We start from the raw sequence: 13,958 nt of genomic DNA, 5'->3' as shown, positions 1-13,958 counted from the left end.
AAGGGCAAAAGTTTATTTACTCTATCGCCATTAACAGAGCAAATGCCCAATAAAAGGGCGGATGCCCTAAAATAACCTTTAGTGGAGAACGTTATGAGCAAACCAGTGAACTCTTCTCAGGCCATTTGGCTGCATATCGGCGCCGGATCTTTCCATCGTGCTCATCAGGCGTGGTATCTGCATCGGCTGATTGCAACAGGCGATAGCCGCTGGTCGATTGCGCTTGCCAACATTCGCGATGACGCCACGCCGTTACTGGATACGCTGGCTGAGCAACAAGGCCAATACGTGCTGGAGACCGTCACCCCACAGGGCGTACGTCAGTATGAAACCATTACCTCCATCAGCAAGGTCATTCCCTGGGATAACGAACTGGCCGCATTGACCGCGCAGGGGGCCAAACCAGAAACCCGCGTCATCTCCTTCACCGTCACCGAAGGCGGCTATTATCTGGATAACCAGTTCAACCTGGATCGCGATAACGCCGATATTCAGGCCGATCTGCTGGGCGCCTGCCGCACCATTTACGGCACCATGGCCCAACTGTTGGCACGCAGAAAGCAGCTTAATGGTGACCCTGTCACGTTATTGAACTGCGATAACCTGCGCCATAACGGTGAACGCTTCCGTCACGGCCTGATGCAGTTCCTGCAACTGCGTAAAGAACCAGAGCTGATCGCCTGGATCGATAGCCACACCCGCTGCCCCAACACCATGGTTGACCGCATCACGCCACGGCCAGCGCCGGAAGTTGCCGAGCGCGTTGCCGAAGCCACCGGCTTCCAGGACCGTGCGCCAGTAATGGGGGAAGCCTTTATCCAATGGGTGATCGAAGATGATTTCATCAACGGGCGGCCAGCGTTGGAAAACGTCGGCGTCGAGATGGTTGAATCAGTGCTGCCCTATGAAGAAGCCAAGATCCGCATCCTCAACGCCAGCCATAGCTGCATTGCCTGGGCTGGCACGCTGATTGGCCAAAGCTATATTCATGAAAGCACCGGCACCCCAGCCATCCACCAGTTGGCTTATGACTATGTGACCCAGGACGTGATCCCTTCCCTGACGCCTAGCCCGCTCGACTTGGCCGCCTACCGTGACGTGGTTCTGGAACGCTTTAGCAACCCCTATATTCGCGATACCAACCAGCGCGTCGCCGCCGACGGTTTTTCCAAAATCCCCGGTTTTATTACCCCAACGCTGCAAGAGTGTTATCAGCGCGGCCAGGAGCCGAAAGCCACGGCCATGCTGCCTGCCCTGTTCTTTGTCTTTATGCAGCGCTGGCACCAAGGCCAACTGCCTTATGAATATCAGGACGGTATTCTGGACGCCGCCGCTGTCCACCAGATGTTCGCAGCGGCCGATCCGGTGGCGGTATTTGCCTCAGATGAGAAATTGTTCAGCACCTTGGCTCACAGCAGTGCCTTTAGCCAACTGCTGCGCCAATCCATCGATCGGGTTAACCACTGGCTGGCGCAATAAAGGGAGCGAACCATGTATCTAGGACTCGATTTAGGCACCTCAGAAATCAAAGCCGTGGTGATTGATGACCACGGCACCCTGATCGCCAGCGCCGGTGAACCGCTGGAAGTACAACGCCCGCATCCTCACTGGGCCGAGCAGGATCCGGCCGATTGGTGGCGGGCAACGCAGGCGGTGGTGAGCCGTTTACGCGCCAAGATTCCGCAACAGTGGCCGCAGATCCGCTCGCTGGGGCTTTCCGGCCAGATGCATGGTGCGGTGCTGCTCAACCGTGATAATCAGGTTTTGCGCCCGGCGATTTTATGGAATGACACTCGCAGCGCCGAACAATGCAAGCAGTTGACGCAGAACGCACCGGAGTTGCATGACATTGCCGGTAACCTGGCGATGCCGGGATTCACCGCGCCCAAGCTGTTATGGGTTGCCAGGCATGAACCGGAAATCTTCTCGCAAATATCCACCGTCCTGCTGCCCAAGGACTTCCTGCGCTGGATGATGAGTGGCGACAAGGTTTCGGATATGTCGGACGCGGCTGGCACGCTGTGGCTCGACGTGGGCAAGCGGGACTGGTCAGATTCCTTGCTCGCCGCCTGTGGCCTCAACCGAGATCAAATGCCGCGTCTGGTAGAAGGCAGCGAAGTCTCCGGCCAGTTGAAAGGCGATATTGCCCGCTCCTGGGGCCTTGCTGACAATATTATCATCGCCGGTGGCGGTGGAGATAACGCAGCCAGCGCGGTGGGCATTGGCGCGGTTAATCCAGGCGATGCGTTTATCTCGCTGGGAACGTCCGGCGTGCTGTTTGCCGTTAACGATCGCTTCCGCCCCAATCCACAATCCGCTGTCCATGCATTTTGCCATGCCTTGCCTGAGCGCTGGCATCAGATGAGCGTGATGCTTACCGCCGCCAGTGCCCTACGCTGGTTCTGCCAACTGGTGGGCAGCAATGAACCCACGCTGTTGGCCGAAATCGCCCAGATGAACCTGGCGGAACAGCGCCTGGCCCCGGTCTTTCTGCCCTACCTGTCCGGCGAACGGACGCCGCACAACGATCCGCTGGCGACCGGTGCGTTCCACGGCCTGACCCACAGCCATCAGCGTGCGGCAATGGGCTATGCGGTACTGGAAGGCGTTGCCTTCGGCATGGCGGACGGCCTTGAGGTGCTTTCGCAGGCGGGGACCCGACTGGAACAATGCTCACTGATTGGCGGCGGCGCTCGTAGCGAACATTGGGCGCAACTGATGGCCGACGTGCTCGATCTGCCGGTGGTCACCCATCTCGGTGGTGAAGCCGGTGGCGCTTTGGGCGCGGCGCGGTTGGGATGGCTGGCAGCGGGTGGAACGGTGGAGCAGGTTTGTCACAAACCCGCCATCGATCGGCGCTTCCTGCCGGACGGCGAACGCCAACCTCTGCTCGCGGAACGTCTGGCCACCTACCGTCAGCTCTATCTACAACAATTGGCCCTGCGTCGGGCATGATCCCAGCGCGGTAAAAAATAATAAGACTGTACCCTTACACCTATCCTGGAGTTTGTTATGCCACAAACACATAAACACTGGTTCGGCCTGCCGATGAACCTGTTCTGGGGCTACATCGCTATCGCCATTTTCATGAGCGGCGACGGCTTTGAGATGGCTTTTCTGTCTAAACACATCACCGATATGGGATTCACTCCGGCACAGTCGGCGCTGGTGTTTACCGTGTATGGCCTGGCAGCGGCGCTGGCGGCCTGGAGCTCCGGCGTGGTGGCCGAAATCATCACGCCACAAAAAGCCATGCGCATCGGCTTTATCCTGTGGCTGGTGATGCACGTGCTGTTTATGCTGTTTGGCCTGGGGATGCGTAACTACCCATTGATGTTGCTGTTTTACGGCATTCGTGGCCTGGCCTATCCGCTGTTTATCTATTCGTTTGTGATGTTGGTGGTGCAGAACGTCCCTAAACAGCAGCTCTCTTCCGCGATGGGCTGGTTCTGGGCGATGTACTCGATCGGCATCGGCTGTGTCGGCAGCTATCTGCCCAGCTTTACCATTCCGTTGATGGGCGAAACCGGCACCCTGTGGTTTGCCATTGCCTGGGTGGCTGCCGGTGGCTTGATGGCGATGTTCCTGCTGCGCAACGTGGGTGAGGCCAGCCCCAAGGCCGATCTGTCACCGCAGGAGAAACTCAAAGAGCTTTCCCGAGCGGTGACGATCCTGTTCACCAACCGCAATATCTTCCTCTCCTGCCTGATCCGCATCATCAACACGCTGTCGCTGTTTGGCTTTGCGGTGATTATGCCGATGCTATATGTAGGCCGGCTGGGCTTTAGCATGTCCGAGTGGCTGCAAATTTGGGCGGTGTTCTTCTTTGTCACCATCTTCACCAACATTATGTGGGGCATTCTGGGGGAGAAAATCGGTTGGCTGCGCCAGGTACGCTGGTTTGGCTGCATCGGTTGCGCCATCTCCAGCCTGGCGTTTTACTACCTGCCGGTGCATTTTGGCCATAATTTCTGGATCGCGCTGGTGCCCGCAGTGATGCTTGGGATCACCGTTGCGGCCTTCGTCCCCATGACCGCAGTGTTCCCGGTGCTGGAACCCAACCACAAAGGCGCAGCCATCTCTATCTATAACCTTTCCGCTGGCCTGAGCAACTTCGCGGCCCCAGCCATCGCCTCTATAGTGCTGCCCTTCTTTGATATCGAAGGCGTAGTGTGGGTGTATACCGGCTTGTATCTGGTGGCGGCGGTGTTGACGCTGATCGTCAAAGTTGACCAGCCAGGACATAACAACGTCCCGCGCTATGTTCCGGCTAATGACGCTTTGGCTAAAAATAGCGCCTGATTTTAAAGCTGGGCGCAGCATGCTGCGCCCATTCGCTCCTGCACAGTACCGTTATCACTGGCGGGCTCATTCACCGCACAGATTTGTGTAGAAATATTTACTCGTTATCCTACGTTACCATCACGGATGAAAGCTATCCGCCCATTAATGCCCCTACAATCGATAAGACTAATCGCAGAAAGCCGATGATAATGCGAGATTTATTCGTTTTTCATATGGTTTTAGTCAATATCAGCCAGGCTTTTCCGAAGTCAATAAATCACTAAACATCAGTATGCTACGGAATGATGAGTAACAACCCTGTTTAAAAATCACACAAAATGTCGCTATTGTTGTTCTTGCTGTACTTATCACCTGCCGCAAAAGATGTTAAAATTGACTCATATCAATTATTGCGTGAGCTTAATCTATGATCCCGGAAAAACGCGTGATTCGTCGTATCCAGTCTGGTGGTTGTGCGATCCATTGCCAAGACTGTAGCATCAGCCAATTGTGTATTCCTTTTACGCTGAATACGCATGAGCTGGACCAACTCGACAACATCATCGAGAGGAAAAAGCCGATCCAGAAAGGCCAAACGCTGTTTAAAGCCGGTGACGAACTGAAATCACTGTACGCCATCCGCTCCGGGACCATCAAAAGCTACACCATCACCGAACAGGGTGATGAACAAATTACCGGCTTCCACCTGGCGGGCGATCTGGTGGGCTTTGACGCCATCGGTGGCCTGAAGCATCCAAGCTTCGCTCAGGCGCTGGAAACCTCCATGGTCTGTGAAATCCCGTTTGAAACGCTGGACGACCTCTCAGGCAAAATGCCTAATCTGCGCCAGCAAATCATGCGTTTGATGAGCGGTGAGATCAAAGGCGACCAGGATATGATCCTGCTGCTGTCGAAGAAGAACGCCGAAGAGCGTCTGGCCGCTTTCGTGTATAACCTGTCGCACCGCTTTGCCGAACGTGGCTTCTCACCGCGTGAGTTCCGGTTGACCATGACCCGTGGCGATATCGGCAACTATCTGGGCCTGACGGTGGAAACCATCAGCCGCCTGTTGGGGCGTTTCCAGAAAAGTGAAATCCTCAGCGTGAAAGGCAAATACATCACCATCGAAAACGCAGACGCCCTGTCACAACTGGCGGGTGTCGCACGCATCAACGTCTCCGTAAGCGCCTGATCCCCTACTGGGCCAATGATTCGCTGAAATTGTTGGCCTAGCCCCTCTCTGCCGCTGTTCTGTTTTTCAATGTTGGGTTACTCTGTATGTAAACAGACTGTTGATCTACAGCTGTAAGGAGGCCCTATGGCGAAGTATCAGAATCTACTGGTGGCTATTGACCCCAATCAGGACGATCAACCGGCGCTGCGCCGGGCAGTTTACCTGATCAAGCGGAACGGCGGGCGGATTAAGGCCTTCCTTCCTATCTATGATTTCTCTTACGAAATGACCACCCTGCTTTCCCCTGACGAAAGAACGGCGATGCGGCAAGGGGTGATCAGCCAACGGGCGGCGTGGATTAAAGAGCAATGCCGCTTCTATCTTGAAGACGGTGTCCCCATTGAAATCAAAGTGGTCTGGCACAATCGCCCCTATGAGGCGATCATTCAGGAAGTGCTGAGCGGCAAGCACGATTTGCTGTTGAAAATGGCCCATCAGCACGACAGGCTGGAATCGGTGATCTTCACCCCGACAGACTGGCATCTGCTGCGCAAATGCCCTTGCCCGGTGTGGATGGTGAAAGATCAACCTTGGCCTGAAGGGGGTAAAGCGCTGGTGGCGGTTAATCTATCCAGCGAAGAGCCTTATCATGACCCACTCAATATCCGGCTGGTGAAAGAAACGCTCGAACTGGCGCAAAACGTCGATCAAACCGAAGTGCACCTGGTAGGTGCCTACCCGGTTACCCCGATCAATATCGCCATCGAACTGCCCGATTTTGACCCCAGCATCTATAACGATGCGATCCGCGGGCAGCACCTGATCGCCATGAAGGCGTTAAGGCAAAAATTCCACATCAACGAAGAATTCACCCACGTGGAGAAAGGCCTGCCGGAGGAAGTGATCCCGGACTTGGCCGAGCATTTGCAAGCGGGCGTAGTGGTGTTAGGTAGCTTGGGCCGCACCGGTATTTCTGCCGCGTTTATCGGCAATACCGCGGAACAGGTGATCGACCATCTGAAATGCGACCTGCTGGTGCTCAAGCCGGATGACTTCGACTGCCCGATCGTGATGGATGAAGACGACGAGCACGACGATGAGGATTGATTTCGGTACGTTATAAAACAAACAGGGCCCAATTGGGCCCTGTTTGACATTCTGGGGTAGGAAATTAAAGCTCTACCACATCGAAACGTACGTCTGGATTAACGTCCGCGTCATAATCCACTTCTTCCAGACCAAAGCCGAACAGGCGCAGGAACTCCTGCTTGTAGCCAGTGTAGTCGGTCAGCTCGCTCAGGTTTTCCGAAGTGATTGACGGCCACAGATCGCGGCAAGCCTGCTGCACATCATCACGCAGTTCCCAGTCATCCATACGGATACGGGCATGATCGTCCAGCGGCATCTCTTCGCCATACAGACGGGTGTGCATCAAACGGGAAACCTGTTCCATGCAGCCTTCGTGAATGCCCTTCTCTTTCATGATCTTGAAGGCCATGGAGATATACAGCGGCATTACCGGAATGGCTGAAGAAGCCTGGGTGACCACGGATTTCAGCACGGCAACGTGAGCGGTGCCGCCCTTGGCAGCCAGATCGCCACGGATAGCGGTAGCTGCGCGATCCAAATCTTCTTTGGCGCGGCCCAGCGTACCGTGCCAGTAGATTGGCCAGGTCAGGTCGGTACCGATATAGGAGTAAGCAACGGACTTGGCACCTTCGGCCAGCACGCCCGCTTCTTCCAGCGCCGACATCCACAGTTCCCAATCCTGGCCACCCATCACGGTGATGGTGTTCTGGATCTCTTCTTCGCTCGCCGGTTCAACAGTGGCGGTGATGATTTGGTCTTTGTTGGTGTCGATAGCGGTGGTGGTGTAAACCTCACCGATTGGCTTCAGCGCGGAACGCACTACTTCGCCGGTATCTGGCATTTTACGCACCGGCGAAGCCAGCGAGTAAACCACCAAATCGATCTGGCCCAGGTCGGCTTTGATCAGCTCAATCACCTTGGCGCGGCATTCGTTGGAGAAGGCATCGCCATTGACGCTTTTCGCGTACAGGCCAGCTTCTTTAGCGGCTTTATCGAAAGCGGCCGAGTTGTACCAGCCAGCGGTGGCGGTTTTGCCTTCGCTGCCCGCTTTCTCAAAGAATACGCCGATGGTCGCAGCGTCGCTGCCAAAGGCGGTGGCAATACGGGAAGCCAGACCATAACCGGTAGATGCACCGATCACCAGCACACGTTTAGGGCCATTGGCAATCTTGCCCTGCGCTTTGGTGTAGGCAATCTGACGACGAACATTGGCTTCACAACCGACCGGATGAGTGGTGGTACAGATAAAGCCGCGAACCTTAGGTTTGATAATCATATGGGTCTAGGATCCGTTAAAGGGATGAAATCGGGACATAAGATAACTCATTGTGTCCCTTTTTTGTGATCTGATGTGTTAGATTGCACAAATGTTGCGCAAATCTTGTTAAATTAAGCACAAACTCCGTCAGGGATCTGCCTTGTTAAGCAAAATCACCCCTGCGTCACAAACCCCAATTCCTGAGAGATGCGCCGCGTGGTCTCCAGCAGCGGTTTCATCAACGACTGCACGCCAACCTGTTGCAGCTTGGCCGTAGGCAGCGAAACCGAAACGGAATAAGGCACCCGTTGCTGAATATCGAACACCGGTGCAGCAATACAGGACACGCCCAGCTCGTTTTCTTCGCGATCCATCGCCACGCCCTGCTTGCGGATATCCGCCAACTCCTCATACATCTTCGGCAATTCGGTAATGGTATTACGCGTCAGCACCTGGATCTCCTGCTGGTGGGTTTGCCAATAGTGATCCGGATAGTCGCTCTTGCCATAGGCCATGAAAATTTTACCCATCGCCGAACAATACAGCGGCATATGCTGGCCGATATAGGCGCGGGTACGCATCATGCCGGTGGTCGGTTCCAGCTTGTAGATCAGGATCACGTGATCGTCTTCCCGGCTGGAGAAGTTGACCGTTTCCCCCACTTCCAGGTTCAACTGCTCCAAATGCGGCGCAGCGACATGGATGATGTTCAGTGAAGAAAGTGCCTTTTGACCAATAGAAATGAATTTGGTGGTCAGGCGGTAACTGCCTGGGGAAGGCGCCTGCGTAACATAGCCACTGGTATGCAGCCCTTGTAACAGGCGGTGCACGGTGCTTTTGTTCATCTCTGCCAGCTCGGACAGGTGCGCCAGCGGGCAGCCATTAGGGAAATTGCTCAATATTTCAATCAGCTGCAAACCACGAAACAGGCTTTGGCTGCCCAGGGGTTTGTCTTTTTTGTCATCTTTTTCGTCAACAGCTTTCAGGCTCATAGCGAAGTCTCTCCATTGTTGAGCCGCCAGCCGTTGCCACGGCGTAAGAAGCGGACCTACTGGAGGAGAATGTTACTCCATGGGCCGCATCAGGTGAAGTTGGAACGCCGTATCATTTTCAGTAACGGGGTTAAAACCCGCAACATTCCGGTAACCTTATAAGTGAGTTATGCGTCACAAATTGACAAAATTAAAAATAATCCATTGTTTATTAAGGAGAATTAAAATCGTCCCGGCTTTGCTTTAGCTCGACGTTAGGCATATCATTTTTGAAATCTGATTTCGCATGTTGAAATTTAAGGTTGATTTAAACAGCAGAAGTTCACTTATTGGCATCGCGCTGATGGCGCGAACCGACACAGGGGCGCATCACATGACTCAAGGCAATGCGGATCAACCCATTCTTACGCTCAGCCATATCGTCAAGCGTTTTGGCGGCAACATCGCGGTTAACGACGTCAGCCTGCAGGTGATGCCCGGAGAAGTGCTGGCGCTGCTAGGAGAAAACGGCGCGGGTAAATCCACGTTGATCAAAGTCCTGGCAGGAGTGTATCCGCGCGATGGCGGCGATATCCACTTTCAAGGTAACAGCATTGCCTCGGCGGCGGCGATTAAAAGTGATAGCCGTCAGCCGATTGCCTTTATCCATCAGGATCTAGGTCTGATTGAATGGATGACGGTAGCGGAGAATATGGCGCTGGTAATGGGGTTTCCCCGCCGTTTCGGGCTGATTGACTGGCGTGCCATTCGCCGCCGTGCGCTGGAAGCCTTGCAGGACGTGGGAATAGCCCTGGACCCAGACGCGCGCGTATTTGAGCTTTCCCGCACGGAGAAATCGTTACTGGCCATTGCCAGAGCGGTGGCGGTGAATGCCGAACTGCTGGTGTTGGATGAACCTACCGCTTCCCTACCCGCCAACGACGTACGCCACCTGTTTGCGGTGATCAACCGGCTGCGCGCCAAAAAAGTCGGCATGATTTACGTCACCCATCGTCTGGATGAAGTGATTGAAATAGCCGATCGGGTTTGCGTGATGCGTGACGGGCGCTACGTTGCTGGGGGCAATACCGCCGATTATTCCCTGCGCGATCTGGTGCAGATGATCGTGGGTGAAGCGATGGCGGAAGATCAGCGTGAACCACTGCCGCAGCACCAGCCGCCGGTGTTGCAACTGCATAACGTCAGCGTCGGAGATATCGGCCCGGTCAGCTTCGAATTACAACCGGGTGAAATGCTCGCTCTTGCCGGGCTGCGCGGTGCTGGCCAGGAAGAGATTGGCCGCCTGCTGTTTGGCCTGCGTCAGCGAGACAGCGGCGAAATCCAGTTCCGCGATGAACCTTACTCAGCCACCACGCCGCAGCAGGCGATGGCCTGTGGAGTTTCGCTTGTCGCAGGCGATCGCACCGGCGAAAGCCTGGTGATGTCGATGAGCGTGCGGGAAAACCTGTTTATCAACCCCTGTGCCAGCGGCCATAAACTGTTCTCGCGCTATAGCCGCCGCGCTGAAATCGGTGCCAGCTGGTGGAAGGTGCAACTGTTCGACGTACGCCCCAAGGACGTCAATATCGATATCAGCGCCCTGTCCGGCGGCAATCAGCAAAAAGTGGTGATGGCCCGCTGGATGCACCTTGCGGCACCGTTGCTGATCCTGGAAGACCCCACCGCCGGGGTTGACGTGGGTGCCCGCGCCGAAATCTATCATCTGTTAAATAAATCCCTGGCAGCCGGCGTGGCGGTATTGGTGATCTCCAACGATTTTGAAGAGATCGCGCATATCTGTAACCGCGCCCTGGTGTTTAACCGGGGGAAAGTGATGGGCGAGTTGAAGAACCAGCAGGTCTCGTTCGCCAATTTATTGGAGCTGGCCTCTGCCAGCGCCGGGGAAGCCGTTGTGGAGGAATACCATGTCGAATAAAACGTCCGTCAAATCAACGGCGCTGGAGCAGCGTGTCAGCCTGGGGCAGGACGGCCTTGGCCCATGGCTGATGCAAATCATCACCCGCTACGGCCTGCTGCTGCTGTGTATCGCGCTGGTGATCGTCTTCTCACTCACCACGCCGTCGTTCGCCTCGATGCTGACGGTACAGGCAATCCTTTCCAGCAAGGCCAAAATCGCCCTGCTGGCGCTGGCGGCCACCATTCCTATGATCGTCGGCAAGATCGACCTGAACGTCGGTTTCGGTATCGTGCTGTGGCACATCCTGGCGATCACCTTGCAGGTGGAATATGGCTTCTCCTGGCAAATGGCGGTGCTGACCGTGCTGGTCATTTCCGCGCTATACGGCCTGCTTAACGGCATCCTGGTAGCGCTGGCGGATATCGACAGCTTCGTGGCCACCCTGGGGTCAGGCACCGTGCTGTATGCGGTGGCGCTTTGGCACTCCGGCGGGCGGCAGATTGTCGGCGACTTGCCTGACGCCTTTATCGCCTTGCATCACACCGAAATTGCCGGGATCCCGATTGTGGCCTTTTACGTGCTGATCGTCGCCGTCATCCTGTGGCTGATCACCGAACACACCCCGCTGGGCCGCTGCATGTATGCGGTAGGCGGCAATCCTGCTGCGGCGCGGCTCAACGGTATTTCGGTCAATCGCTTTACCATTGGCGCCTTTATCGCCTCGAGCGTGCTCACCGGTTTTAGCGGCGTGCTGATCGCTGCAGAACAGGGCGTAGGCCAGGCCAGCGTCGGGATGGATTATCTGTTACCCGCCTTGGTGGGCGCATTCCTCGGTAGTACCACTATTCGCCCAGGGCGGGTGAACGTCTGGGGCACCGTGGTCGGCATTGCCATTCTGGCGATCGGCATCGCGGGGATCCAGCAGTTTGGTGGGGAGTTCTGGGTCGAACCGTTATTCAACGGCGCCACGCTGCTGCTGTCCATCACGCTGGCGGGCTATGCCCAACGCCGTCGGTTACTCAATCAGAAAGCAGTACAACGCAGTCAGGCGGCATCTGCCGACAACAACAACCAAAATGCGATCAATCCTTAATCAGGAGCACAGCCATGAAACATTGTTGGATTTTGCCCGGGATCACCACTCTGCTGTTGGCCACCTCACCGGCCTGGGCAGATGCCTATCTCGATCAGGCTACGGCGGCGGTAGCCAAAGCTACGGCCAGCAGTACCCAATGGGATGGCCCTACCAGCGGGCCGCAGCTGCAGGCGAACAAGAAAATCATCTTTATTGCCTCCGACATGAAGAACGGCGGCGTGCAGGGAGTGCAGCAAGGGCTGAGCGAAGCGGCCAAGGTGGCAGGCTGGCAGTTGGAAACGCTGGACGGTGGCGGCTCGGTTAAAGACCAACTGTCGTCGCTGAATCAGGCCATTGCCCAAAAACCAGACGGGATCGTGATCGGCGGCTGGAACCCTAACGTGGCTAAAATCCCGCTGAAAAAGGCAGTGGCTCAGGGGATCGTTCTGACAGCCTGGCATGCAGTGCCAGAGCCTGGCCCCATCGCCAAATACGATGTGTTCTATAACGTCACTTCCGATTCCAACGAGGTAGCGCGCATCGCCGCACAATATGCGGTAGTGAAGTCCGATGGGCAGGCCAACGTGCTGATCTTTACCGATTCGCTGTACCAAATCGCTCTGGACAAAGCCAACGTGATGAAAGAGGAAGTGGCTAAATGCAGCGGCTGTAAACTGGTAGAGTTTATCGACACCCCGCTGGCAGACACCGCCAGCCGTATGCCAGCCATGACCTTTAGCCTGTTGCAGAAATACGGTGACAAGTTCCAGTACGCACTGGCGATCAACGATCTGTATTTCGATTTTATGGCCCCGGCGCTGAAAACAGCCGGTAAAGGCGGCAGCAATGCGCCGTTTAATATCTCAGCCGGTGACGGCTCCATTTCTGCCTATCAACGCATTCGTTCCGGTGACAGCCAGTCTGCCACCGTGCCCGAGCCGCTGAAGCTGCACGGCTGGCAGTTGCTGGATGAGTTTAACCGTGCCTTCGCCAAGCAGGCACCTTCCGGTTACGTGACTCCGGCCCATCTGGTCACCCGCGAGAACATCGCCAATGACGGTGGCCCGAATAACCTGTATGACCCGCAAAATGACTATCAGGGCCATTACAAAACCATTTGGGGCGTGAAGTGATCGGGAGGTTGAGATGATCGAACAACAACTGGAACGTTTGTGTTCCCCCGCCGTCTGGGCTGAAGGCCCGGTATGGCTGCCGCAACAGGATGCAGTGGTATTCAGCGATGTAAAAGGCAACCGCATGTTCCGTTGGGAACGCAATGGCGAGCTCAGCGTATGGCGTGCTGCATCCAACTATGCCAACGGTAATGCCCGCGATGCCGAGGGGCGTGTCATCAGCTGTGAACATGGGCGGCGGGGTATCAGCCGCACCGAACACGACGGCAGTGTCCAACTGCTGGTCGACCGGGTGGACGGCAAGCGTTTCAACTCACCGAATGACATCGTGGTGCGTTCCGACGGTACATTATGGTTTACCGATCCGCCGTACGGCATCATCGGCGATGAAGAGGGCTACAAGTCTGAAAGCCAAGTGATCGGCTGTTATCTGTATTGCTACGATCCCCGTGATGGCTCGCTGAACATTGCCGCCAGCGATCTGCAACGGCCCAACGGCCTGGCTTTCTCGCCGGATGAAAGCCTGCTGTACGTGGCGGATATGTCGATTATTGACTTCCCTACCCTTGGGCGTCGCGAGCTGCGGGTGTATCAGGTTGAAGGGCGGGAGTTAAAGGCTGGCAGGCATTTCGCTCAGGTCACACCGGGGATCCCAGATGGCTTTTGCCTAGATAGCGCCGGTAATCTGTTTTGCAGCTGTGCCGACGGCGTGATTATCTTTAATCCTCAGGGAGAACAAGTTGGCAAAATTCCGGTACCGGAGTGTGTTTCCAACTGCACCTTCGGCGGGCCGGAAGGCAATGAACTCTACATTACCGCCACCACATCGTTGTACCGCATTGTCCTGAATACCCACGGGTAAAAGCGGCATTTCAATGATGTTGGGTAAGTGATGTTTGCCAATTAAGGTTACCGTTGCCCCTCACCCCAACCCTTATGTCTTGATCTTCTCCGCCTTAGCGGAGAAGATCCCCGACTGATCATCGGGAGATAGCCGGTGAGCTCCCCCTAACCCTAGTGCCTATGAGCCCGTGGGAGAGATTGTGCCCCGGCTGT

General features: G+C 55.7%; 11 protein-coding genes. 9 read left to right on the top strand and 2 right to left on the bottom strand.

Translation table 11 applies throughout. From position 1 onward, the window contains the following. The first annotated feature begins 93 nt into the window (after positions 1-93). The 5 genes from dalD (at position 94) to uspE (ending at position 6,565) form a co-directional block, all read left to right on the top strand. Positions 94-1,479, top strand: a complete 1,386-nt coding sequence (gene dalD, locus ACMV5I_RS00055) for a D-arabinitol 4-dehydrogenase (RefSeq protein ID WP_414823357.1) — start codon at positions 94-96, stop codon at positions 1,477-1,479. 12 nt (positions 1,480-1,491) lie between these two features. Continuing rightward, positions 1,492-2,955: a xylulokinase gene (xylB, locus tag ACMV5I_RS00050; protein ID WP_202810153.1), complete on the top strand. Its 1,464-nt coding sequence runs from the start codon at positions 1,492-1,494 to the stop codon at positions 2,953-2,955. A gap of 57 nt (positions 2,956-3,012) precedes the next feature. Beyond that, positions 3,013-4,302, top strand: a complete 1,290-nt coding sequence (locus tag ACMV5I_RS00045; protein ID WP_024486037.1) for an MFS transporter — start codon at positions 3,013-3,015, stop codon at positions 4,300-4,302. A gap of 409 nt (positions 4,303-4,711) precedes the next feature. Continuing rightward, a complete protein-coding gene (locus tag ACMV5I_RS00040) occupies positions 4,712-5,476 on the top strand; it encodes an FNR family transcription factor (RefSeq protein WP_024486036.1) in 765 nt (254 codons plus the stop codon). Positions 5,477-5,602: 126 nt separating this feature from the next. Beyond that, entirely contained in the window at positions 5,603-6,565 is a 963-nt protein-coding gene (gene uspE / locus ACMV5I_RS00035; RefSeq protein ID WP_024486035.1) for a universal stress protein UspE, read from the top strand. A gap of 64 nt (positions 6,566-6,629) precedes the next feature. Here uspE and fabV read toward each other — a convergent pair whose 3' ends face one another. Both fabV and ACMV5I_RS00025 read right to left on the bottom strand, forming a co-directional pair. Then, positions 6,630-7,823 (bottom strand): enoyl-ACP reductase FabV, encoded by a 1,194-nt coding sequence (gene fabV / locus ACMV5I_RS00030; RefSeq protein WP_024486034.1) that lies wholly within the window; start codon positions 7,821-7,823, stop codon positions 6,630-6,632. A gap of 155 nt (positions 7,824-7,978) precedes the next feature. Beyond that, the gene (locus ACMV5I_RS00025) at positions 7,979-8,797 is read right to left on the bottom strand and encodes an IclR family transcriptional regulator (RefSeq protein WP_024530145.1); all 819 of its coding nucleotides are present in this window, start codon (positions 8,795-8,797) and stop codon (positions 7,979-7,981) included. A 373-nt stretch (positions 8,798-9,170) separates the two neighbouring features. On the opposite strand from ACMV5I_RS00025, the gene ACMV5I_RS00020 reads away from it, so the two are divergent. From ACMV5I_RS00020 to ACMV5I_RS00005, 4 genes are read left to right on the top strand one after another with little or no spacing between them, the layout of a single operon-like run. Continuing rightward, entirely contained in the window at positions 9,171-10,712 is a 1,542-nt protein-coding gene (locus ACMV5I_RS00020) for a sugar ABC transporter ATP-binding protein (protein WP_414823356.1), read from the top strand. After that, positions 10,702-11,787: an ABC transporter permease gene (locus tag ACMV5I_RS00015; RefSeq protein ID WP_074029130.1), complete on the top strand. Its 1,086-nt coding sequence runs from the start codon at positions 10,702-10,704 to the stop codon at positions 11,785-11,787. Before ACMV5I_RS00020 ends, ACMV5I_RS00015 begins: the two co-directional genes overlap by 11 nt. A 14-nt stretch (positions 11,788-11,801) precedes the next feature. Then, entirely contained in the window at positions 11,802-12,902 is a 1,101-nt protein-coding gene (locus ACMV5I_RS00010; protein ID WP_414823355.1) for a substrate-binding domain-containing protein, read from the top strand. 13 nt (positions 12,903-12,915) lie between these two features. Then, entirely contained in the window at positions 12,916-13,764 is an 849-nt protein-coding gene (locus ACMV5I_RS00005; protein ID WP_414823354.1) for an SMP-30/gluconolactonase/LRE family protein, read from the top strand. The last annotated feature ends 194 nt before the right edge of the window (positions 13,765-13,958 follow it).

Origin of the sequence: Serratia sp. T13T92 (assembly GCF_047530105.1) — a bacterium.
Taxonomy (GTDB): domain Bacteria; phylum Pseudomonadota; class Gammaproteobacteria; order Enterobacterales; family Enterobacteriaceae; genus Chania; species Chania fonticola.
Note: the sequence above shows the minus strand (reverse complement) of the source record. Positions and strands in the feature narration are given on the sequence as shown.

What these genes read in the sequence shown, in the direction of transcription:
- xylB (WP_202810153.1), top strand. Translation starts at nt 1,492, where the DNA reads ATGTATCTAGGACTCGATTTAGGCACCTCAGAAATCAAAGCCGTGGTG.
- fabV (WP_024486034.1), bottom strand. Translation starts at nt 7,823, where the DNA reads ATGATTATCAAACCTAAGGTTCGCGGCTTTATCTGTACCACCACTCAT.
- ACMV5I_RS00020 (WP_414823356.1), top strand. Translation starts at nt 9,171, where the DNA reads ATGACTCAAGGCAATGCGGATCAACCCATTCTTACGCTCAGCCATATC.
- ACMV5I_RS00040 (WP_024486036.1), top strand. Translation starts at nt 4,712, where the DNA reads ATGATCCCGGAAAAACGCGTGATTCGTCGTATCCAGTCTGGTGGTTGT.
- ACMV5I_RS00025 (WP_024530145.1), bottom strand. Translation starts at nt 8,797, where the DNA reads ATGAGCCTGAAAGCTGTTGACGAAAAAGATGACAAAAAAGACAAACCC.
- ACMV5I_RS00005 (WP_414823354.1), top strand. Translation starts at nt 12,916, where the DNA reads ATGATCGAACAACAACTGGAACGTTTGTGTTCCCCCGCCGTCTGGGCT.
- dalD (WP_414823357.1), top strand. Translation starts at nt 94, where the DNA reads ATGAGCAAACCAGTGAACTCTTCTCAGGCCATTTGGCTGCATATCGGC.
- uspE (WP_024486035.1), top strand. Translation starts at nt 5,603, where the DNA reads ATGGCGAAGTATCAGAATCTACTGGTGGCTATTGACCCCAATCAGGAC.
- ACMV5I_RS00015 (WP_074029130.1), top strand. Translation starts at nt 10,702, where the DNA reads ATGTCGAATAAAACGTCCGTCAAATCAACGGCGCTGGAGCAGCGTGTC.
- ACMV5I_RS00010 (WP_414823355.1), top strand. Translation starts at nt 11,802, where the DNA reads ATGAAACATTGTTGGATTTTGCCCGGGATCACCACTCTGCTGTTGGCC.
- ACMV5I_RS00045 (WP_024486037.1), top strand. Translation starts at nt 3,013, where the DNA reads ATGCCACAAACACATAAACACTGGTTCGGCCTGCCGATGAACCTGTTC.